Genomic DNA, 23324 nt, shown 5'->3' with positions numbered 1-23324 from the left:
AATCCTATTGATTCTGCGCCTATAGCGGTTCTGAGGCGCGAGTCATTTTCCCCATCACGAAAGCCAGATTAGCTGCCGCTACCAAAGAAGCGGCATGAGCATCCGTACTCATTTGTTGAGCATTTAATAAACCATTCGCCGCTTCATTTGCGACCGTGATTGTGCCGACACCATTACGGTATGACTCCAGCGCAGCGTCATAAGCAATAAACGAGGTTTTCACTAGTTCTAATGCCGCCTGATTGGATTCAAGCGCAGAACGCAATGTATCAGCCGCAACTACAATTTCGCGTACTGCCAACTCCTGTGTTTTCTTAAACCCTTCAGCAGCGGCAGCTGCGCGAGATTCGGCCTCTTTGACTCTGGCGGCGCGTATCCCGCCATCGTAAATAGGTACACTCACCCCGACTAAAATGCTGGACGATGAAGTTTGCTGGCTGATACCCGGCAGGCCTTGAATATCGAAGCGCCCATCCCCTCCAGCAACAGCGCCTGCCAGATAGACCTTCGGCAGGAAATCGGCCTCGGCCGCTTTGATTCCTGCGCTAGCCGCTTGTGCTGCGGCATAACTGGCAAGAACATCTGGCCGTTGAGAAAGAGCTAATCGAATCATCTTTTCTGTCGGCGGGCTGGCAACATCGGGTAGTGCACGATCCTCAGCGTAACTGACCTTAATAGCCAGCGATGGTGAAACCCCCATCGCACCAAGCAGCGCCAGATAAGCATCGCGTTCCGTGCCCTTGGCAACCACACTGCGTAATTTAGATTGCGCGACTTGCTGGCGAGCCAGTGCGACTTCTACTGATGTGGCAATGCCATTTTTCCTGCGTTGTTCTGCCGCATCCTGAATTTTGAGGCTGTTGCTCAATGTCTGCTCTGCAATTTGCGTCTGGGTTTGTGCTGCACCATATTGAAAATAGGTGCGAGTGACGTCGTAAATAAGCTTCTGGTGCATACCATTAAAGCTCACATTCGCAGCATAAGAGGTGTGTTTGGCGGCCTCAAGCAATGCACTACGCTGCCCAAAATCAAAGATAAGCCACTGGAGTGCTAACGCCGGAACCACTGCACTCCCGGAGGTTTTAAAATCCTTTTCGCCACCGATGGCATAAGGTAACGGCGTAGTGGTGTTCTGATAACCCCCAATGACACTCGCAGAAATCATCGGTAAAAATATCGCCTCACCCATCCCGACTGCCAATGCCGCCTGTCGCGCCTGCTGCCAGGCAATGCGCGTATCCGGGTTTTGATTCTGGGCAATATCGATAAGCTCGGGTAGTGAGTAAATATGCTCACTTTTTATGGTTGGGGAGGGGGGTAACTCTGCCACTTGCGGATTAGAGGGTACGGAGAAGTTACTGGTCCCCACTGAGGCTCCAGCATTCACATCCGGTGTCCAAGGCTCAGAATACGATGTTGGAGCAAGATCCAAGCGATCAGTGGCACAACCGGCCATTAACATGCTCAACCCCATTGCCGTGCAAGTCAGACTTATTTTGGCTATCCGGGCCGTCAGTACAGCGTGCGTCATCATGTCATCAATTTCCCAGAAGTTCCTCAAGTCGCTTTATGCGTTGTTGAATAGTCAGCTCAATTGGCGATAACGCTTGCAGTGAATATTCACTTTTCTGTTTTTGTTCATTCACTAAGGGGGAGGAGGCGTCACCTGCCGAGAGCCGGCGCAGTTGTTCAACGTCTGACAACGATTTTTCAGTAGAGAGATACAGTGTTGGGCATAATCTCCCTATTTCCAGCAATATTGCCTGTAAACGGGCGCACTCTTCACGTGAGGGGCGCAATTGCCTTGGCTCAAAGGGAACCAGAGCCAACTCTTCTCGTGCGCTGGTTATCTCAGCTTCAACTGTAGTGGCTTCTCGCAACAGCGCTGGCCGTGCATTGGAGGGTAAAGCCGCCAAATGAGTCAATCCTGTTAGCGCTTTATTGATACGAGCGCGTACCGCATCGGCAATCGCCACCGGCCATAATCGGGTGAAAATCAAATACACCACTAAGTTACCCAGCAGGATACCTATCACCCTGTCGAGTGCCACGCCCATATCAGTGCTCGGCCCGAAGCCTTGTAATACCGTAAGCAGAAAAGCCAACCCGACCTGTACCCCCGCATAAGCGATACGTTCGTTACCACACGACACCCACGCCGCCAAAATCACGCCACCAAATACAAGCGCCATCAATTGCCCAATCTCATTCATATAGGGAATGATGAAAATGATCGCCAGTACCCCCATCAATGCACCAATCAAGCAACCGATAATCCGCAATACCAGCTTATGTACGGTCTCACCCGTGGTGCCTAGCGCAGCCACATAACAAGTGATCATGGCAGTATGGATGTCCTGCCAATCCAACGCGGTGTAAACCAAATAACAGATAAGGGCCGCTGCCGTGGTCTTTAGTGCAAAACGTTGATGAACAGGGTTAGTGAGCGCATCGGCTGCAAAGAAGGTGTCTTTCGGTGCATCAGGATCGGGTTGATTGTCGCCGTTAGCCAGCGCAATCAGCGCGTTTCTGATTTCAGCGATTTCATCGCCTGTCGCGTCAGTAGTCAATGTGGGGGTAACCCCCAACGCCCCCCCCGCAACCGCTTCACCCGCGCGAGCGCAATAAGCGGCAAGCTCCAGACGTACATTTTCAGGTGTGGTGGCGGGTAAAATAGATGTCGCCAATAGCAGCCGATAACTGTTTTTTACTGCGCTGTCGAGCCAAGCCGCCTCAGCAGAGGGCCGTAGATGAAAAATACGCACAAAGAGCGCCCGCTGCTGATGCTCATTTTGCCCTTCCTCTAGTAGGTCCGCCACCTTGGACATATTGATGGCATTGGGTTCACGCAACGCTTCGGCCACCGTCATTAATCGCTCGGATAAACTGGCGCGTAACAATCGCTGCGGCGCTCGGCCAAGAAAAAGATTAAATCCAATGATGAGCAACATCGGGGCGACCGCCATTAACCAAGCATAGAGCAGCCCGCGCGTCGCCACTTCCCCCATAGGAATATCACTCAGTAACGTCATCACAAAAGCGATAACCAGCGCAATAATACTACCGGCAGGGCCAAGTTTGCTCGCTGATCCCAGATAGAGGAATAAGAACGAACTAACAATCAAAGCAGCCATACGCAGAGGTGCTGCTTCCAGCGTGAAATGGATAAGCAGAAACACCAATCCGACCACCAGCGAGACCAACACCGTAATAGCAATAGCCATCACCATGCTCTCAACACCATCCGGTTTCATTACGAAGATGATGAGATAGCAGCTAATCGCAGATTCTGGAATGCCATAAACCATCGCGACCATCGCCATCAGGGCACATAGCGCCGCAACACGCCAAGCCATGGCAATTCGCCCGGGGAAAAAGGCCAGATCCGCTCTTGCCTGACGGATCATGCCGCCAAGCGTACCGTCAGCAACCATCGTCATTTCGCACGATAACCACAGCTGTCGCACCAATACGCATCAGATCTTCTGGTGGATTATCCAGACTGATACGAACAGGGAAGCGTTGAACAACACGAACCCAATTCAGTGACTTCGGCACATAAGGCAGCCCACGAGGAATATTGAGCAAATCTTCAGAACTGACCCCCCATCCAATCCCCTCGACCCTTCCCTGAATCGCCCGTTGACGGTCTGCCATGACATACACCGTGGCACAATCACCGACCTTGATATTCTTTAGCTCAGTTTCACGGAAAAATGCCGACGCGTGCCAATGCTCAGTATTGATGAGGGTAAAAATAGCCTGATCCGGGATGACAAACTCCCCGGTAGAGACCGTCAACCCCACCACGCGGCCATCATGAGGTGCGCGAACTTGTGTGTTTGCCAGTTCTCGCTCTGCCATAGCCAGTGCCGCGCGACGAGCAACCACGAGCGCCTCAGATGCAGCCGTGGTGCTCACCAAAGCTTCAGCAGCAAAAGACTGTTTTAATGCTTGCTTCAGGCTGACCTCGGCATCATGTTTTGCCGTCGCCGCATCATCAACCTGCTGCGCCGTTACATAGCCTTTAGGTAACAGTGGCTGTAGTCGTGCCAGTGTCTGAGTGGCCAATTTAAGATTGGCGCGCGCCCGGACAATCTGTTCATCCGTAATCGCAGCATTGGACTGTTCAGCCACCACAGTTCTTTGTTGAGTATCTCGAGCGGCCTCGGCCATTTTCAGCTCCGCTTGCGCCTGTTCAACACGCAAACGATAAATATCCTGCTCAATAGTAAACAGCAGGTCACCTCGCCGGACTTTGCTATTTTCCTCGACATTAATCGAGATAATTCGACCAGGAACCGAGCTGACCACATGCACCACACTCGCCCCCAGTTCCGCATCTTCAGACAACGGATTCAACGTGGTTTGCCGCACGGAAAGCCATCCAGTGATGGCGGCCACCACAATGATAATCCCGGCAACAATCAATGCCAGTTGCCGCTTGCGCCCACTCCCCTGTAGCTTATTCATATTCACCATTCATCGCGCAAAGAGTAGTAGGGAACACATGAATGCCACGGCAAGCGCCAGACAGACATAGACCAACAACCGCCATGGCAACACCTCGTCAATACCAATACGAATAAACAGGACACGTGCAATCACCGCCGCGATGATGCCAATAAAAGCGCAAGCCAGCCAAGAAGGGAAATAGGAACCCAATAGCGCAAAAGAGGGAGCCTCTGCTCTGGTGCAGCCACTCAGGGCAATTGCCGATAACAGCAACCATGACTTACGCCATTGATGCTGATTATCGGAACCTAAGTGCTTGAAAGAAATCAACTGCCGCCTCCCAGAGTATTTTTGAAAATTTGCCCATCTTTCATTATTACGCGGAATGCTGTCTCTGGTTGGGCAAGAAGTTGAATATCAGTGAGGGGATCACCATCAACCAAAATCAAGTCAGCCAGCGCCCCATTCTCCACCACGCCCAACTTACCGGGATAGGGGTTTCTTGGGCCAGAAAAGGCACAAAGTTCGGCATTAACACTGGTCGCCATCTTGAGCACTTCAAGCGGTGTATACCAGCGAGTCAGTTTAGCCAATTGCGCACCCTGTCTTGTGGCTAATCGCGCATCAAATAGCGTATCGGTGCCCCACGCTGTTTTGATGTTATATTTTTTCGCCAGCATATAAGCATTATCAGTGCCAGCAACCATTTCGAGCTGCTTGGCACGTGAGGCCGGGCTTGCCATTGGCACTGCATCCTCGTCATCAAGGAAAGGCTGCAAACTCCACCAGATACCCTTTTCAGCCATCAATTGCACCGTTTCTTCATCCACCAATTGGCCGTGCTCAATACATTTAACACCGCCTTTGATAGCCATGGTGACAGCTCGTGCAGTATAGGCGTGAACCGTGACATAGGTGCCCCAATTGTCTGCGGCAGTGACTGCTGCCTGAATCTCTGGCACCGACCCTTCCGTCACGCTGATGGAGTCATACATGGAAGCCACCCCCCCGCCTGCCATATATTTAAGTTGCGATGCCCCTCGCATCAGTTGTTCTCTGGCACGCAATAGCACCTGATCGGCACCGTCAGCAATCGCCGTCATTCCCACGCGCTCGGCGTAGCTAAGAGGGTCCGATGGCGTATGGGGCAACTCACCAATCAGGCGGAAATCGCCATGCCCACCGGTTTGGGTGATAAAGGCCCCCGATGGGAAGATGCGCGGCCCGATGGCAACATGTTCATCAATCGCACGTTTTAGTCCAAAAACCGGCCCGCCCATATCACGCACTGTGGTAAAACCACGCATCAATGTGGCGTCAGCTTCGGCAATGGCCAGGGCCTGAATATAGTTAAAATCGGCTGTCATCGCAGTCATCATGGATGGACGAGCCATTATCGCGTGCCAGTGCGCATCAATCAGCCCTGGCATCAGTACACCACCACCACCATCAATCAGCTCAACATCTGGCGGTAGCGCTGTACCCACTGGCTCTACCGATTTGATCTTGTTGCCTTCTACCACGACCCGCAATCCATCCCGCAAATGGTCTGAAACACCATCAAAAATACGAACATTCGTAAACGCCATCACGCGCACAGCATTAGCCGCCACATCTCTTTTTTGTCGTTTTGTGCCCGGCACCGCAGCAGCCACAGTGGCCGCAGTAATGGGGGCGGATTGAGCCGCTTTCTGGGAAAAAACAGTATTGATGCGTACAAATGCAGGGCTATGGCAGAGGCAACCTTCAGAATGCGTGGAGGGGAGCTTAATGAGTGGCATATGAGACATAGAATTCTCCTGTAGGAACTGTTCCTCCAATGAATAATCAGAGGGCTGCGCACTCGATCATAGATCATATTCTCTTGTAACAACTTATTTTTATGTCAAAAGCTAACCAGAAATAGTGATAGATCTCTTATCCTCGCGAGATAGAAAGCGGGCAGCCGCGTTTTTGTTTTTGATAGGTGAATTTTATTTCCCTCTATGGCAATATACATAACATATATGTTTCGTATAGGTGCTTTATGGGCATTGTTAAAATCTCCGATCTAATGCATGAGAACCTTCGCATTGCCAGTAATGCTATGAGCCGGTCAATTAATGCACAGGCTGAACACTGGCTCAAAATGGGCATGTTGGCCGAGCTATATCCACAGTTGAGCCACCATGAGCTTGCGCGGGCATTGGTTCAAGCTGAATTACGAGGCGGAGCTGACATTGCCAGAATCATCCAAAATGAAACTCATACGTTTGATAAAGAAGAGAACGCGCAATGACAGATGTCAAAATCCACTCACCAGCAGAGATTGAGATGGCCCGTGCCGCAGGCCAGGCCGCAGCAAAAGTACTGGAAATGATCACGCCATATGTCCGCGCGGGCATCACGACGGATGAAATTGACCAGTTGTGTCACGATTATATTGTGGATGAGCTAAAGGTTATCCCTGCCAACATTGGTTATCACGGGTATACCCGCACGGTTTGTACTTCTGTAAATCACGTGGTTTGCCACGGGATCCCATCGGATAAAAAACTCAAAAAAGGCGATATTGTTAATATTGATGTCGCCATCATTAAAGACGGCTGGTATGGCGATACTAGCAGAATGTACTTTGTCGGCGAGCCATCCGTCAGAGCTAAACGATTGGTCGATATTACTTATTTATCCATGGTTGCGGGTATTAAGGTCGTACGTCCGGGAGCCACGCTGGGAGATATCGGGGCGGCCATTCAACAAGTGGCTGAGAGCGCAGGATTTTCTGTCGTGAGGGAGTATTGTGGTCACGGTGTCGGGCAGGAATATCATACCGACCCGCAAATACTGCACTACGGTACACCGGGAGCAGGAATGCCGCTGAAGGCAGGAATGATTTTCACCATTGAACCGATGATTAATGCCGGTAAAGCGGCAACCAGCGTCCTTTCCGATGGCTGGACGGTTGTTACCAAAGACCGCTCTCTTTCAGCACAGTGGGAACATACCATTGCGGTGACAGAGACAGGGTATGATTTACTGACACCTTGGCCAGAAGGCACTGGTGAATACGCACCAATCTAATGTTCTCCGCTATTCGTGGCGGATTCGTTTGCCACGAATAGCAGAAAAGTCACATTCAGTCTCTTAACGATAATAAATCGCAATGTGCTGATCTTGCACTTTTTCTATTCTGATTTTGATATCAAAGATCGCTTCAAGAACATCAGGTTTCATAATTTCTTCTGGCGCCCCACGATAAATAACCGCACCGTCTTTCATTGCAATAATATGGTCAGAATAGGCAGAAGCGAAGTTGATATCGTGAATGACCAGTATGATGGTTTTATTCAGCTCATCTGCCGCACGACGTAATTGTTTCATCATCGCGACGCAATGTTTCATATCCAAATTATTCAGTGGTTCATCCAACAGGATATATTTCGTATCCTGACAAAGAACCATGGCAACATAAGCCCGCTGCCGTTGCCCACCGGAAAGCTCATCAAGATAGCGGTCTTTTAGCGGCATCAGATTGAGGAATTCCATTGCTGCATCAATATGTTGGCGATCGTTTTCATTGAGCCGACCTTTAGAATAGGGGTAGCGACCAAAACCAACTAAATCTGAAACGGTCAGCCGGCTGGTAAAATGATTCTCTTGACGTAAAACAGACAAAATAGTCGCCAGCTTATCCCCAGAGGTTTTCGCCACATCCAGCCCATTAAACATTACGCTGCCAAGATCTGGCGTCAGTAAACGGCTCATAATCGACAGCAATGTAGACTTTCCGGCACCATTAGGCCCAATAATTGAGGTAATTCCACCCGAAGGTATATTCTCATTTATATTATCGAGTACCAATGTGTCTTGGTATTTTTTATATATGTCAGTTATTTCAATCACACCGGAGCCTTTTTTATTAAAAGATAAATAAATAGCGCACCACCCACAAACTCAATCACCACTGACAGTGTTCCCGACATATTCAGTAAGCGTTCGAGAATCAATTGCCCACCAACCAACGTAATCGCGCCCAGTAAAAAAACACCCGGTAGCAAATATTGATGTCGGAACGAGCCAACAATGGGGTAAGCCAGATTCGCGATCAGTAGACCTAAAAATGTCAATGGCCCGACAAGTGCGGTAGAGATAGCCACCAGCAATGAAACCAGCAGCAAAATTGCGGTTATTTTTTTCTGGTAAGCAACGCCCAGATTAATCGCAGTGTTTCTGCCCAGCGCAATAACATCGAGGCAATGGCGCATGCGCCAAACAACAATACCCACGATAATAATTATCCCAGTAGACAGGGCAATAATTTCTGGTGCCGCTCGCGTGAAAGTCGCAAATACCCTTCCCTGCAATATGGCAAACTCGCCAGGGGAAAGCAGGCGCTGCATCAGGCTAGATAAACTACGAAACAGCGTACCGCACACCAACCCAACCAGCAGCACCTTATGCAGGTTAATGCCAACACCTGTCAGTAACCAACGATAAAGAAATACCGAGAACAGCAGGAGCAACGCCGACTCGCAAAGAAACTTACCAGTAATGCCTAACACCCTAAACCCGTTGGCATCGACAAAAAATATCAACAGGGTTTGTATCAGGATAAAGAGTGCTTCAAGCCCCATAACCGAGGGCGTCAAAATACGGTTATTGGTGACGGTTTGGAATAAGACAGTGGCAATACCAGCAGCAAATGCGACCAATAACATCGTGGCTAAAATAAGACCGCGATGCACCAGTACATAGTGAATATTGCCCCTGAGATTAATTGTCATAAACAAAACGATTGCACCAAGAGCAATAAAACTCAATAACATGAGCCGCTTTGCTGGGAGGCTTAATGTTTTATTTTTCTCGTGGGCCAGAGCGCCTGTTGAAGAATGTTCATTAGCCTGCATGACGTTTTGTCCTAACAATTAATAACAGGAACACGAACGCACCAATCGCGCCCAGAATAACGCTGGCAGGTATTTCAAACGGATAGCTGACTAACCGACCAATAATGTCGCACAACACCACCAAACCACCGCCACACAACGCCACCCAAGGAATAGTACGGCGTAGATTATCGCCCATTGCCATACTGACAATATTAGGCACTATCAATCCCAAGAAAGGCAGCACGCCTATGACCACCACCACCACACCACTAATAATGGCAATAATGGACATTCCCATGAGCATAACGCGCTGATAGTTAAGGCCAACATTGACAGAAAAGTCACGCCCCATCCCAGCAACGGTAAAGCGATCGGCAATGAGACAGGCAATCAGGGTTAATGCGCCGACTATCCATAACAGTTCATAGCGACCCTGTAATACTCCGGAGAAATCACCCGATTCCCAACTCCCCAGCGATTGCAGCAGATCAAACTCCATTGCCAAGAAAGTTGTCACGGCACTGAATACCGCGCCCAGCATAATGCCGGTCAGCGGTACCATCAGCGCCGATTTCATTCTCATTCGTGCGAGCAACAGCATGAAAAGTGCGGTTCCACCCATCGCAAATACCGTAGCCACCAGCATCTTAACCATCACCGGTGCCGCAGGGCTAAACACCATCACCAACAATAGACCTAGGCTGGCGGACTGCGTTGTCCCCGCGATAGAGGGTTCGACAAAACGGTTTTGAGTCAGCATCTGCATGATAAGCCCGGCAACACTCATTGCGCTGCCCGCCAAAACCAATGCCAGAGTTCGCGGTACACGGCTTATCACAAAGATATCGCGCATCTCCGGGTCAGACCAAACCTCGGAAAATGTGACATTCCCAGCACCAATAAACAGGCTGCATACCATCAGGCCCAGTAAAATAACCAGGCCGGTAATAAAGCTAAGATTTTTCATTAGTGAGAATTACTGCGCCGCGGTTTGTTTATCCAGCACTGTGTTAATTTTATCCATCAGTTGCGTATAGCTCTGCACACCACCGGCAATATAAAGCGAGGCTGAGTCGAGATAAATAATGTGATTGTTTTGCCATGCTTTGGTTTTACGAATCAGCGGATTATCCAGAATCTGCTGTGCAGATTGGCCTTCAGCACGTCCAATGGCATTATCGCGATCCAGAACAAATAGCCATTCAGGGTTAGCATTGAGGATAAATTCAGAGGTCACGACATTCCCGTGACGGCCTGTTTCAGTGAAGGTTGCCGCTGGCGTAAACCCTAATTCGTCAAAAACAAAACCGAAACGGGAGCCGGGCGTGTAAGCCGACATCTTGCCACCACTGATCATTAAGACCATAGCTGAACCTGCGTTGGCGGATTTTTGCTTGATGGTATTTATCTGAGAGGTGAAGTTATCCAGCAGCGTTTTTGCCTCTGCTTCTTTACCAAAGATGGACGCCAATTGCTCAGTGCGATGCGTCAAGCTTTGGGTGAAATGCTGAGTATCAACATCAAGAGCGATAGTCGGTGCAATAGCGCTAAGTTTGTCATAAGCATCTTGAGCACGACCACCAGCAATGATCAAATCAGGTTTAGCCTGACTCAATGCTTCATAATCCGGTTCAAATAATGTCCCGGCATTCAGATACTCTGAGCCACTGTACTTGGATAAGAATTCGGGGAGATGAGTACTCGTCTGCGGGACACCAGCAACTTTAATGTGCAGAGCGTCAGCGGTATCCAAGACTGATGGATTCAGTATGATAACTTTTTGCGGATTTAGTGGAACCTGAGTGGTTCCCTGCGCATGTTCAATACTTATTTTTGATGTTTCTTCAGAGGTCTTCGATGAATCATCACATCCGGTAATGACAGCAGTAACTGCCAGTAATGATGAAAATAAAGCTAAACGTAATCGCATTTTCTCTCCTGAAAAGTGGGGATGTAAATATCCTTGAGTGCTAACGCTAATGATTTGCATTACTAGTGATGGGATGATACCGATCTATTCTTGTGATGAACAGATTACATTGTCAGTCTTCTGATTAATCTGTGGAGTAAGTCGCCGCCATGACACATTGAGTAGATTTTTATATTGACCCCCAAAAAAATTAACTCATTGTATTTCATTGATAAATAAAAAATCATTTCAAAAAAAAACACGGGCAGCGCTATTGTGGAGAGATAACGATTTTTCCCACAAGCTGTAGGAAAATAGAATAATAAGACGCCGTTAGCGGTAAAGAGGGGGGCATATCATGGTGCTGGCTAAAACATCACCGTATTAAATCCCCGCCCCCTTTTTCTATTAGGGGCGAGGAGAGTGATATCGTTAACGCGCAACAGCTTCAATAATAGACAGATAACTCCCGGTCTCTATGATGCGATTGATTTTCAGATCAGCCTTGGCAAGCAGCGCTTTTAATTCAGTCTCAGTGCGCTCTCTCCCACCATCAAAACTGGCCAACATGAGAATATCCATAGTTTTACCGAAGTGTGGACGGTTACCTTCTGGAATGATGGTATCCATAATGAGCACTTTGCCATTCGGTTGCATGGCCTTGCGGCAGTTGTGCAATATCTCGGCTGACTTTTCATCTGGCCAGTCATGGACGATATATTTCAGCATATAAATATCGGCTGGCGGGCATGACTCGAAGAAACTACCCGATTGGAGTTTCCAGCGTGAGTCATCCCCTAATTCACCCAGACGGGTTCTTGCCACAACGGGTTCGCGATCGAATAAAATACCGTGGAGAGTGGGATTCGCTTGCAACACGCTCAACAGTAGGCCCCCCATCCCCCCAGCCACATCCACCACCGTCGCATTTTTCGGGAAATCGTAACTACGCACCAAACACGGGTTTTCCACCCAGGACATCGAAGACATACCCGCGTGGAAATCTCTGTCAGGGGTGTGATTCTCTGGGTTTGACCAATACTCGAAGAAAGAAGTACCGAAGATTTTCTTAAAGGCAGAATGACCCTGAACACTTTCGGCAATGATGCCTAAAGGACGCCAAAAGGTTTCATCCGTCAGCATTAAAACAGCACCACGCAGTGAATGAGGCGAAGATTTACAGAGAAGCTCTGCTGCGGGAGTCAACTCAAATCGTTGTCCGTCAACTTCTTTAAAGACATCACGAGTCGCCAGTAACCGCATCACACGATGTAAAGGTTGCTCCTCAACCCCCATTTCTTGCGCAAGCTCTTTGGTTGTTTTTGGCTTGTCTAAAAGATGGTCGGCAACCCCGACAAGTGCTGCGGCTCGAAGTGCCGCCTGATAGCTATAGCTCATGATTTGATCTATTAAGAATAATGCCGCTTTTTCACTTTCAGGTGTAAATGTCTTATTAGTTTTCATGCTTATAATGCCTCTAATATAATATTCAATAGGATTGATAATCGAGACAACTAAACAAACTTTCTATCTAATTTAAGGTAGAGAGTTAGCTCGGATATATAATGGTTGTAAAAAACAAATGCGCTACCCATTAGTATTAAATATATTTAATAGCGTATGTGTTTTTTTATTTACATGTGGGAATTAATATTTACGCCAATAAAAAAATAATTATGTCACTTTTTATCTATTTGATTTTATTTAAAAAATAAATTATTTATTTTTTGGATTACATAAAAAAACACTAAAGACATTGATATTGTTGGTGATAGAATTCATTTCACATTAAAAATAGCGGACAGTAAATTCGCGTAATCTTAAATAACATTAAACATATATTTAAATAAATAGAATATCATTTAAATTCTAATAGTATTAAAGTGTAAAAATAAAAAAATGATTAAATAGAATATGTTGATCAAAAAAATCATACTAAAAAACTGCATAATGCAATCGATAGTTAAGCTAAGTAACTCAATCATGGGTTTAGTCGCGATGGAGAAGTGACATTTGCGATGGAAAAGCTATTCTGGTGAAGAATGACCCGCGTTAAGTCATTTATTAATCATATGTTAATGAATGGTTATCTGTGATTTCACTTAGTATACTTATCGATATGTAATTCATTATTCTGGCGTGAAAAGTATGTCGACCTATGCATGGCGTAGTACCGTTTGGATTGCGGTATACCTATTTTTTATTTTGGCTCCGCTGTTGGCGTTATTGACAGGGACATTGCCCCCAGCCCGAGATTTCTGGACTGAACTTTCTATCGCACTCGGTTATGCCGGTTTAGCCATTATGGGGTTGCAATTTGGCCTGACGGCGCGTTTTCGATACGTCACTGAGCCTTGGGGCGAGGATATTATTTACCACTTCCACCGACGCATTTCGCTGATCGCCGTTGGATTGGTTATTGCGCACCCCATTATCCTATTTGTTGTTCGTCCGGAATTACTGGCTTTGCTCAACTCCTTTGAAGCTCCGTGGCGCGCCCGTTTTGCAGCACTCTCTACTTATTCGCTAATTGCTTTAGTTATTACCGCATTGTGGCGAGTGCAATTAAAAATCCGTTATGAAATCTGGCACTTATCTCATATCATTCTGGCTGTAGTTGCCGTTATTGCGGGAATTGCGCATATGGTGGGTTGGGGCTTTTACCTCGACGATCCATTAAAAAAAGCGCTGTGGATTGGACTGATTCTTTTTTGGTTTGGCTTGCTGCTGTATGTCCGTATCGTTAAACCACTCTTTATCTTACGCCGCCCCTATCAGGTGGTGGACGTTCGCCAAGAGCGCGGAGACACCACGACACTGGTGATGGCACCACAAGGCCACGAAGGTTTTCGTTTTACCCCCGGTCAATTTGGTTGGCTCACCGTCTGGGGCAGCCCATTCAATATCACTGGACACCCTTTTTCCTTCTCCTCCAGTGCCGAAGTGAGTGATGGGCGTGTTGAAATGTCGATCCGTAACTTAGGGGATTTCACCCGTAATATTGATAACATCCCTGTCGGACAACGCGTTTATCTGGATGGCCCCTATGGCGCATTCACCTTGGGCAATCCAGCTGACATGCATGTTTTGGTCGCCGGTGGTGTTGGAATAACCCCGATGATGAGCATGCTACGGACATTGGCTGACCAAGGTGATCAGCGCCCTGCACTTCTGCTTTACGGTAGTAAAGATTGGGAGTCCATTACATTTCGTGAAGAATTGGATGCCTTACAATCACGGCTAAATCTGCAAGTGGTGCATGTCTTATCCAACCCATCGCCAGACTGGACGGGAGAGAAAGGCTTCATTGATGCTGAGATTTTTAAGCGGTACTTGCCGCCCCCCTATGCCAGCCATGAGTATTTTATCTGTGGCCCGAATATCATGATGGATGCTATTGAGAAAGCATTGGCTGAAATTGGTGTTCCTATGTCGAAATACCATTCTGAGCGCTACAGTTTTGCCTGAGGAGGACACAGATGCGGCGTTTATTTGCTGAACGGCTGGTGATTGCTACCGCCATTATTGTCATTGCAGTGGCGGTCTTGTTTGCCTGGTTACGCGTTGCTGGCTAAGTCGGTTTCTTCTCACCGCTATCGATGAGGTCAAACATCGGAGGGCAACCCCCCCCCACTTTTACCTTTAAATAATAAGGAGATCCCCAAACTCATATGTTGACACTGCTTCATCTGCTTTCCTCTGTTGCCCTACTGGTGTGGGGAACACACATCGTCCGCACGGGTATCATGCGTGTTTATGGTGCCGATTTGCGCCGGGTACTGAGTGCCAGTATCCAGAAAAAACCGACGGCGTTTATCGCCGGGATTGGTGTTACAGCTCTGGTACAAAGCAGTAATGCCACGGCGCTACTGGTCATTTCGTTTGTGTCGCAAGGGCTGATTTCCTTGTCACCCGCATTAGTGATTATGCTGGGTGCTGATGTCGGGACGGCGCTGATGGCACGGGTGCTCACCTTTGATCTCTCTTGGCTGTCACCGATGCTGATTTTAGGCGGGGTGATTGTCTTCCTTGGGCAGCGTAAAGCGCGTATTGGCCAAATGGGGCGGGTGTGTATTGGCCTTGGGTTGATCATTTTGGCGCTGCAATTAATTGTCACTGCTGCCGAGCCAATTACGCAGGCAACCGCTGTTCAAGCGATTTTCTCCTCCCTGACTGGGGATACCATTCTGGCACTCTTGATTGGTGCACTGTTCGCCATGATCAGTTATTCCAGTCTGGCTGCCGTGCTGTTGACGGCAACTCTGGCCGCTACCGGTTTGGTGCCTCTGAATATCGCCCTTTGCATCGTGATAGGCTCGAATCTGGGCAGTGGTCTGCTAGCGCTGATCAGCAGCCGTGGGCAGAATGCCGTTTCCCGGCAAGTCGTGCTGGGGAGCTTGCTGTTCAAGGTCATCGGCTGCATTTTGGTCGTCCCGTGGGTCAATATGCTAGGGAAGTGGCTGTACGGGCATAACTTACCGGCAGCCGAAGTGGTCATTTATTTCCATGTTTTCTATAACCTACTTCGTTGTTTACTGATGCTGCCATTAGTGGGCGTGATGGCGCGGATCTGTAGCCGGTTAGTCAGTGATGACCAAAGTGTCGTACAGCCTGTCGCGCCACGCTATCTTGATATTACGGCGATTGATACTCCATCACTGGCGTTGGCTAACGCTGTGCGAGAAACCCTGCGTATGGGGGATGTGTTGGAGCAAATGCTCTTGCGCTTTAAAGAAGTGCTAGAGGGTAATAAGCAGCAAAAGCATGAAGTCAGTTTGCTGGAAGATGAAGTCGACATGCTTTATAGCGCAATAAAACTGTATTTAGCGCAGATTCAGCAAGATGAATTAGGTGAAATTGATTCGCGCCGCTGGGCTGAGATTATTGATACGGCGGTCAATCTCCAGCAGGCGGGCGATATTATTGGCCGCATGACATCCGATGTTGCCGCCAAGTCGCTTAATGCACGTAAGCCGTTTTCAGCTGAAGGATTTGAGGAACTGAGTACTCTTCATGCCCGACTAGTGGCAAATCTGGATTTAGGCATGTCGGTGTTTTTATCGCGGGATATCAATAACGCCAAGCGCCTGCGTCGCGCCAAGCACCGCTTTCGCTTACTGAACCGTCGTTATTCTCATGCTCACGTTGAACGCTTACACCAGCAAAACGTCCTGAGCATTGAAACCAGCAGCCTGCATATGGGGCTATTGGGTGATATGAAGCGCCTGAACTCACTATTTTGCTCAACGGCTTATCATGTGTTGGAAGTGCAAGAAGAAGCATTGGATTGAGCCGATAAAGGGGCTGCGCCATAGACAAGAAAATCAGCTCGTGGCCCGCTTATCTTGCCCAATCGTCGAGGATTTGCTGTGTGGTTTTTACTCTGATGCGATTGTCGGGAACAGTCAGATCAGCCCAAACCTCATTATGATGCGCAATAAGCTGTTCAGCAGTCACATGTCGGCGATTTGCCGTGGTATGGGCATCTGCTGCGATGGTTAGGGCATAACCTTTGCTAGCAGCAATTTTGATAGTGGTATCAACGCAATAATCTGTGGCACAGCCGCAGATTGTTAGATGAGGTGCACTCAACTCGGCAATCACGTTGTCGAGTTGAGTACGATAAAATGCGTCACAGGCGGTTTTATTGACCGAAATTGCACTTTCCGGGCGGTGCAATTCTGGTAATAGTTGCCACAATTCACTTCCTTCAGCCATTTCATTTTCAATATGCTGAATGAAAATAACGTGGTCAGCCCGGTCTATTAGCTGGTTAATACGCGTGATACGGCCTTGGCGATCAAAGCGGGGGTGGGCAAAAACGCCGTTTTGCATATCAATGACAACAACAACCTTTTCTATGGCCACGCCAACCTCTGCTATTTATGTAAAATCCCCGCTTAAATTAACACAAAATCTCCGGCTTATTTTTTCAGTTGCAATGTCGTCATGCAAGTTTGGCTTTCGGCTTGAGTCGTAAACGGTGAGATTGCCGTCATCCCCTGATAACTGACTTCAATTGTCCCTTCGGTATTACGTGGTAACCACACACCGACAAAACCATTTTGGTAACTGGTGAGTTTATCTTGCAGGATAACTTTCCCTGTTTTATCGGTGATTTTCACATCAAACGGGGTATTTGCCAGCTCCCCACGACAACCCGATAAACTGTGATTAAAGCAGGGGTGAGTTTGGGTTATATAAGGTGCAAAAGAGAGGTAAAACTTATCACCCAATGGGAAAACATACTGTTGCTGCCCATCAGATAACATTAATTCAGTACCGGTAACTGAAGCTGAATAGGCTAAAGGCCGCTCCTGCTTAGATTGGTCAATTGTTTCAATCATCTGCTCAGTGGTTTTTCCTGATAAACCATGCTGAGTCAAAAACGCTGTTTCTGCGGGGGATGCGGGCTGCGCCAAGGCGAAATGGCTGAAAGTGACTGCGGCTAGAGCAACAATAGCCAGTCGGGCAGTTGAAGCAAATGTCTTTTTCACTGTCATGGATTCCTTTAAGGGTATAAAGAGAAGTAGAAATAATGACAAGTAAGATAAACCCTCCCCCAAGGGGAGGGTCAAAGACAGATTTGAAAAGAAAGGTAAGTCACTGTATAGAATTGACTTTTATTGATCTGAGTCAAATTGAAACCGTGATGTAACCCACAGTACGCCTTAATTAATATCTGGGTGCTGGGCAATCAGGTTCTTTCTCTTTTTCTCAAGTTCAGCAATTTGCTGGTCAATGTCTTCAATATTCTGTTCGATATTGTCATGGTGTTCCTGCAATATCTCTTTTGCCTCTGCCCTGTCTGATGCAGCGGGAGTCGCTCCTTTCAGTGGTTTATTCGCTGTCTCTTTCATAAAGATCCCCGTCACCAAACCAATAATGGCCACAATCATCAAATAATAAGCAGGCATAAACAGGTTTTGCGTCGTTTCCACCAACCAAGCCGCAGCCGTAGGTGTCAGGCCCGCAACCAGTACGGAGATATTAAAAGCAATGGCTAATGCGCTATAGCGAATATGCGTTGGGAACATCGCTGGCAATGTCGACGCCGCCACACCGGTAAAGCAGTTAAGTAAAATGGCCAGAATCAGCAAGCCACAAAATATCAAGCCAATAATTCCGCTGTTAATCAGAATAAAGCTAGGAATGGCAAGAATAAATAACCCGATACTGCCGAAAATAACAAAAGGTTTGCGACCAATTCTGTCGCTCATTAATCCCATTACCGGCTGAACAAATAGCATCCCCAACATAATGGCAATAATGATCAATACACCGTGATCTTCCGAATAATGCAGGCTGTGCGACAGGTAGCTTGGCATATAGGTCAACAGCATGTAATAAGTGACATTCGTTGCCATCACCATACCCACGCAAATAGCCAGATTCTTCCATTGCTTCGTGAGAATTTCACGAAAAGAGACTTTCGGGGGCTGGGCAATGCTGTGTCGCGAGTCATTGTCCATTTTATCTACGTGCTGCTGGAAAGTAGGTGTCTCTTCCAGTGCATGACGCAGGTAAATACCAATTAACCCCAATGGAGCCGCAACAAAGAACGGAATACGCCATCCCCATTCAAGGAAGCTGGCTTCTCCCACAATACTGGAAATCAGCAGCACGACCCCCGCGCCAAGCACAAAACCGGCGATGGAACCAAAATCCAGCCAACTGCCGAGAAAACCCCGTTTTCTGTCCGGCGAATATTCAGCAACAAAAATCGCGGCGCCGGTATATTCCCCCCCAACAGAGAAGCCCTGCGCCAATTTCGCCAGTAACAGCAATATCGGCGCCCATATCCCTATCGAGGCATAGGAGGGAATCAGACCAATACAGAAGGTACTGACCGACATAATAATAATGGTAACTGACAGGACTTTCTGCCGCCCATATTTATCGCCCAGCGCCCCAAAGAATATGCCGCCCAAAGGCCGCACCAAGAAAGGCACAGAAAAGGTCGCCAATGCCGCGATCATTTGAATACCAGGGTCAGCACCAGGGAAAAATACTTGTCCAAGTGCGAATGCGACAAAACCATACACACCAAAATCGAACCACTCCATGGCGTTACCCAACGCCGCGGCAGTGATAGCTTTCTTTAGTTTGGCATCATCAATGATCGTAATATCATTGATTTGCATCGGTTTAACGCTTTTTCTTCGTAGTCCCATTTTTTCTTCCTTTATGTTCCCAATAACTCCACTGCATAAAGCATGAAAAGAGTGACGCGCAGTCATTTTGATGAAAATTCAAATTTTGTGAGGTATTTATAAGAATAGTTGTAAACGAGGAGATGTGTAGGATGGTTCAACCTGCAATCATTAGATATGTTAACGTAATATTATCTAAAATGCATGTTTGATAAGCGACAAAAGAGGGCGAAAGTGAATTTTTCCGCCATTTTAGTTTGATTAATCAGTTAGATATACTAGTTGAGTCGCCCGTTATATAAGCGGGCCTTACGCCCCCGTATAATGCAGGGTTATCACTTTCATCTTTAAGCTGCACACCAGATAGACGCCGCTGGAAAGATTGCTCTAACAACCATGCCAACCTAAATGCCGCTTGAGGATAATCCAGCCCCTCTGGTCGAATATTCGAAATACAGTTACGCTCCGATTCCAACCGTTGGGTATTAGGCCCCCAAGTCATATAGACACCTAAGCTATCAGGGGAAGAGAGACCCGGTCTTTCACCAATCAAAATAACCACCGCTTTGGCCTGCAAACACTCCCCGGCATCATCGCCCAATGCCACTCTGGATTGATGAGCCAATACCACCGGAGCTAGTGATAAGCCAAGTGTCTGCAAATAAGGCAGTAAGGCTTCAACCAGAGGAATTGCCTGTCGGTGTACCGCCTTGGATGATAAGCCATCACCAATTACCAGCAAAACATCCGCTTGCTTATCAGGCCATGCGCACAACTGTTCACGACTTGGCTGCGACAGTTGTCGCCCCAGATCCGGGCGACACAGATAAGTGGAACGTTCTGGTGCAGCACTGTTCACGGTAATGGTGGTTAACCCTAAGCCAGCTAATTGACTGGCAAGATCTTCGCTGAGAAAGGGCTGATGCACCGCATCGCGTGCTTGCGCATGCGCCAAACCGAATTTGAGCAACTCACTGGTCGGTAAACTGGCACCGGTGCGACCTAGAGCGATACGGGCTGCCGTAAATTGCCGCAAACCTGCCCAAGGGTTACGATGCAGTAAATCATGCTTAGGACTCATGGGGCGACCTCCAATTGAGGCAACTGAGCCAATAGTGGATGATTCATCGCGGTGTCACGCAACTGCCCATGTGCATCCATAATATTCATTTTTTCCAACCATAAACCAAACTCAGGAGCATGTTTTAAACCGAGCAATTGGCGAATATAGAGCGCATCATGGAAGGAGGTACTTTGATAATTCAGCATAATGTCATCAGCACCCGGGATCCCCATCATAAAGGTCAATCCCGCCGCCCCCAGTAAGGTCAAGAGGGTATCCATATCATCCTGATCCGCTTCGGCATGATTGGTGTAGCAAACATCACAACCAAGCGGGACTCCCAGCAGCTTGCCGCAAAAATGGTCTTCTAAGCCCGCACGGATAATCTGCTTTCCATCATAGAGATATTCTGGCCCGATAAAACCGACCACGGTATTGGTCAACAATGGAGAGAACCGGCGGGCAATGGCGTAGGCGCGGGCTTCGCAGGTTTGCTGATCTACACCAAAATGGGCATTTGCCGACAAGCAACTCCCCTGCCCGGTCTCAAAATACATCACATTTTCGCCCACCGTGCCGCGCTTAAGGCTCAGGGCCGCCAGTTGCGCTTCCTCAATTAAAGCGAGATTGATACCAAAACCGGCATTGGCGGCTTCACTGCCTGCAATTGACTGAAAAACCAGATCAACCGGCGTGCCGCGCTCTATCAGTTTAAGGGTGTTAGTAACATGGGTTAACACGCAAGATTGGGTTGGGATCTCAAAGCGGTGGATCACATCATCCAGCATATAATTCAGTTTCTCCAGCAACGGCAAACTGTCACTGGCAGGATTAATGCCAATCACGGCATCGCCACTGCCATACAGCAGGCCATCGAGCATGCTGGCCGCAATCCCCTGCAAGCTGTCCGTAGGGTGATTAGGTTGTAGTCGCACACTTAAATGGCCCGGTAGGCCAATGGTGTTACGAAACCGAGTGATAACACAGCATTTCTTCGCTACCAGAATCAAATCTTGGTTGCGCATGATTTTGCTCACTGCGGCTGCCATTTCCGGGGTAATACCCGCACTGACTTGTGCCAACGTCGCACTGTCTGTTTGCTCACTGAGCAACCAATCACGAAAATCCCCCACCGTCAGGTGTGCTATCGGGGCAAAAGCCAACTGGGAGTGCGTATCAATGATCAAGCGCGTGACTTCATCCTGCTCATAAGGAATCAGCATTTGCTGTAGAAAGTTTTTTAACGGCACATCGGCCAATGCCATACGTGCCGCTATGCGCTCTTCAGCCGTTTCCGCCGCAACACCCGCCAAATAATCCCCTGAACGTGCGGGTGAAGCTTTCGCCATCAAATCGCGCAAATCACCAAAATGATAGCGACGATGGCTCAACGTTGTCTGGTACATAACGCGTCCCTTAACTTAGCAGGCCGCCGAAGCAGCCTGAATAATCATCATGACGTCTACATTACGAATGCAATATCACTCAGCACCACTCAGTTGCGGATCGAATGCAGCCGCCGCCCGTGAACGGTGGGTCAGACGGAAGTAAATATAACCAACCAACATCATTCCGGCGAATATCAGCGCCAACAATGGGTTGTAATAGATCATTGCCACCAAGCAGACGACTGCCAGAACCAATGCTAATGCAGGGGCAAACGGATAGAAGGGAGCCGAGAATGGACGAGTGAGCCGAGGTTCGGTTTGCCTGAGTTTAAATAACGACAACATCGAGGTGATATACATCACGATGGCACCAAAAACGGACATTGTCACGATATTGGCTGTCAGCGGCATGCCACCAATGACAATCAGCGAATCGGAGAAAATTGCCGCAATCCCCACCACTCCACCGGCTAATATCGCCAGATGCGGGGTACGGAAACGCCGATTAACGGTTGCCAGAGGTTTAGGTAAATATCCAGCACGAGCCAAAGCAAAAATCTGACGTGAATATCCCATAATTATGCCGTGGAAAGAGGCTATTAGGCCAAATAACCCAAGCCATACCAGCATATGCAGCCAACCACTGTCACTGCCCACTATAATTTTCATCGCTTGTGGTAGAGGGTCATTAATATTGGATAACTTCGTCCAGTCCCCCACGCCGCCGGCAAAAACCATCACACCGAGAGCCAGTACCACTAATGTCAGAATACCGCAGATAAAAGCACGCGGGATCGTGCGCTGTGGGTCTTTAGCTTCTTCAGCCGCCATCGACGCACCTTCAATTGCCAGGAAAAACCAGATAGCAAAAGGAATTGCGGCAAAAATCCCCGACATAGCCCCCAGACTAAAGGTATCCGCACCAGCCCAGCCCCCTTTCACAAAATGGCTGGCCTCAAATCCCGGCGCCACCACGCCCATAAATACCAGTAATTCAAAAATCGCTAATATTGTGACCAAGAGTTCAAATGTGGCGGCAATACTGACGCCCAAAATATTCAGTGACATAAACACCAGATAAGCCCCAACAGCGACCCATTTGGGATCAATGGCGGGGAATTGCACATTAATATAGGCACCAATAGCCATCGCAATAGCAGGCGGTGCAAATACAAACTCAATCAATGTTGCGAGGCCCGCAATAAAGCCACCAGTAGGGCCAAAAGCACGGTGGGCATAAGCAAATGGCCCCCCGGCATGGGGAATAGAAGTGGTTAACTCGGTAAAACTAAAAATAAACGCGGTATACATGGCCGCAACACCCAATGCCGTAAACAGGAATCCTAAAGTTCCCGCCTGCGCCCAACCATAACTCCAGCCAAAATACTCGCCGGAAATAACCAATCCGACAGCAATCCCCCACAACTGAAAACTACCTAATGTACGTTTTAATTCCGGAGCCTGTTTCGCCTGTGACATACCTTATCC

Annotated in this window: 20 protein-coding genes; 4 read left to right on the top strand and 16 right to left on the bottom strand. The window is 48.2% G+C overall.

Annotated elements, in window-relative coordinates; genetic code table 11:
* Positions 1-19: 19 nt before the first annotated feature.
* From ACIOG0_RS03345 to ACIOG0_RS03325, 5 genes are read right to left on the bottom strand one after another with little or no spacing between them, the layout of a single operon-like run.
* The gene (locus ACIOG0_RS03345; protein WP_128451774.1) at positions 20-1534 is read right to left on the bottom strand and encodes a TolC family protein; all 1515 of its coding nucleotides are present in this window, start codon (positions 1532-1534) and stop codon (positions 20-22) included.
* A 4-nt stretch (positions 1535-1538) separates the two neighbouring features.
* Positions 1539-3440 carry an FUSC family protein gene (locus tag ACIOG0_RS03340; RefSeq protein WP_164908401.1) on the bottom strand — a complete coding sequence of 634 codons (1902 nt, stop codon included), beginning with the start codon at positions 3438-3440 and terminating at the stop codon, positions 1539-1541.
* The gene (mdtN, locus tag ACIOG0_RS03335) at positions 3424-4473 is read right to left on the bottom strand and encodes a multidrug transporter subunit MdtN (protein WP_050140227.1); all 1050 of its coding nucleotides are present in this window, start codon (positions 4471-4473) and stop codon (positions 3424-3426) included. Before mdtN ends, ACIOG0_RS03340 begins: the two co-directional genes overlap by 17 nt.
* A 9-nt stretch (positions 4474-4482) precedes the next feature.
* On the bottom strand, positions 4483-4785 hold the full coding sequence (locus tag ACIOG0_RS03330) for a YtcA family lipoprotein (RefSeq protein WP_230678365.1): 303 nt from the start codon (positions 4783-4785) through the stop codon (positions 4483-4485).
* A complete protein-coding gene (locus tag ACIOG0_RS03325) occupies positions 4782-6245 on the bottom strand; it encodes an amidohydrolase family protein (RefSeq protein WP_050295977.1) in 1464 nt (487 codons plus the stop codon). Before ACIOG0_RS03325 ends, ACIOG0_RS03330 begins: the two co-directional genes overlap by 4 nt.
* A gap of 236 nt (positions 6246-6481) precedes the next feature.
* Here ACIOG0_RS03325 and ACIOG0_RS03320 point away from each other — a divergent pair, with 236 nt between their 5' ends.
* Both ACIOG0_RS03320 and map read left to right on the top strand, forming a co-directional pair.
* Positions 6482-6733, top strand: coding sequence for a ParD-like family protein (locus tag ACIOG0_RS03320; protein WP_050097898.1), 252 nt, complete (start codon positions 6482-6484; stop codon positions 6731-6733).
* The gene (gene map / locus ACIOG0_RS03315) at positions 6730-7515 is read left to right on the top strand and encodes a type I methionyl aminopeptidase (RefSeq protein WP_128451773.1); all 786 of its coding nucleotides are present in this window, start codon (positions 6730-6732) and stop codon (positions 7513-7515) included. The genes ACIOG0_RS03320 and map overlap by 4 nt, the downstream gene beginning before the upstream one ends.
* A 63-nt stretch (positions 7516-7578) precedes the next feature.
* Here map and ACIOG0_RS03310 read toward each other — a convergent pair whose 3' ends face one another.
* The 5 genes from ACIOG0_RS03310 to ACIOG0_RS03290 all read right to left on the bottom strand — a co-directional run bounded on the left by ACIOG0_RS03310 (position 7579) and on the right by ACIOG0_RS03290 (position 12696).
* Positions 7579-8337, bottom strand: a complete 759-nt coding sequence (locus ACIOG0_RS03310) for an ABC transporter ATP-binding protein (protein ID WP_050097896.1) — start codon at positions 8335-8337, stop codon at positions 7579-7581.
* Positions 8334-9341 carry an iron chelate uptake ABC transporter family permease subunit gene (locus ACIOG0_RS03305; RefSeq protein ID WP_050097895.1) on the bottom strand — a complete coding sequence of 336 codons (1008 nt, stop codon included), beginning with the start codon at positions 9339-9341 and terminating at the stop codon, positions 8334-8336. The genes ACIOG0_RS03310 and ACIOG0_RS03305 overlap by 4 nt, the downstream gene beginning before the upstream one ends.
* The gene (locus tag ACIOG0_RS03300) at positions 9331-10290 is read right to left on the bottom strand and encodes an ABC transporter permease (RefSeq protein ID WP_050097894.1); all 960 of its coding nucleotides are present in this window, start codon (positions 10288-10290) and stop codon (positions 9331-9333) included. The genes ACIOG0_RS03305 and ACIOG0_RS03300 overlap by 11 nt, the downstream gene beginning before the upstream one ends.
* Before the next feature lie 9 nt (positions 10291-10299).
* A complete protein-coding gene (locus ACIOG0_RS03295; protein WP_050097893.1) occupies positions 10300-11253 on the bottom strand; it encodes a siderophore ABC transporter substrate-binding protein in 954 nt (317 codons plus the stop codon).
* Between the two features lie 411 nt (positions 11254-11664).
* Complete coding sequence (locus ACIOG0_RS03290; RefSeq protein WP_050097892.1) at positions 11665-12696, bottom strand: methyltransferase; 1032 nt, start codon at positions 12694-12696, stop codon at positions 11665-11667.
* A 684-nt stretch (positions 12697-13380) separates the two neighbouring features.
* On the opposite strand from ACIOG0_RS03290, the gene ACIOG0_RS03285 reads away from it, so the two are divergent.
* Complete coding sequence (locus tag ACIOG0_RS03285; protein ID WP_128451771.1) at positions 13381-14700, top strand: ferric reductase-like transmembrane domain-containing protein; 1320 nt, start codon at positions 13381-13383, stop codon at positions 14698-14700.
* A gap of 203 nt (positions 14701-14903) precedes the next feature.
* A complete protein-coding gene (locus tag ACIOG0_RS03280) occupies positions 14904-16523 on the top strand; it encodes a Na/Pi cotransporter family protein (RefSeq protein ID WP_050097890.1) in 1620 nt (539 codons plus the stop codon).
* A 49-nt stretch (positions 16524-16572) separates the two neighbouring features.
* On the opposite strand, the gene ACIOG0_RS03275 is transcribed toward ACIOG0_RS03280, so the two are convergent.
* From ACIOG0_RS03275 to eat, 6 genes are all read right to left on the bottom strand, one after another.
* Entirely contained in the window at positions 16573-17067 is a 495-nt protein-coding gene (locus ACIOG0_RS03275) for an isochorismatase family protein (RefSeq protein ID WP_404705042.1), read from the bottom strand.
* An 89-nt stretch (positions 17068-17156) separates the two neighbouring features.
* The gene (gene cueP / locus ACIOG0_RS03270; protein WP_050098152.1) at positions 17157-17729 is read right to left on the bottom strand and encodes a copper-binding periplasmic metallochaperone CueP; all 573 of its coding nucleotides are present in this window, start codon (positions 17727-17729) and stop codon (positions 17157-17159) included.
* A 174-nt stretch (positions 17730-17903) separates the two neighbouring features.
* The gene (gene proP, locus ACIOG0_RS03265; RefSeq protein WP_050140143.1) at positions 17904-19406 is read right to left on the bottom strand and encodes a glycine betaine/L-proline transporter ProP; all 1503 of its coding nucleotides are present in this window, start codon (positions 19404-19406) and stop codon (positions 17904-17906) included.
* 244 nt (positions 19407-19650) lie between these two features.
* Positions 19651-20466 (bottom strand): ethanolamine ammonia-lyase subunit EutC, encoded by an 816-nt coding sequence (gene eutC, locus ACIOG0_RS03260; RefSeq protein ID WP_128451769.1) that lies wholly within the window; start codon positions 20464-20466, stop codon positions 19651-19653.
* Positions 20463-21854 (bottom strand): ethanolamine ammonia-lyase subunit EutB, encoded by a 1392-nt coding sequence (locus ACIOG0_RS03255; protein ID WP_050295974.1) that lies wholly within the window; start codon positions 21852-21854, stop codon positions 20463-20465. The genes eutC and ACIOG0_RS03255 overlap by 4 nt, the downstream gene beginning before the upstream one ends.
* Positions 21855-21929: 75 nt before the next feature.
* Entirely contained in the window at positions 21930-23315 is a 1386-nt protein-coding gene (gene eat / locus ACIOG0_RS03250) for an ethanolamine permease (protein WP_050140146.1), read from the bottom strand.
* Positions 23316-23324: the final 9 nt, after the last annotated feature.

Source organism: Yersinia vastinensis (genome assembly GCF_044905075.1).
GTDB lineage: Bacteria > Pseudomonadota > Gammaproteobacteria > Enterobacterales > Enterobacteriaceae > Yersinia > Yersinia vastinensis.
Note: the sequence above shows the minus strand (reverse complement) of the source record. Positions and strands in the feature narration are given on the sequence as shown.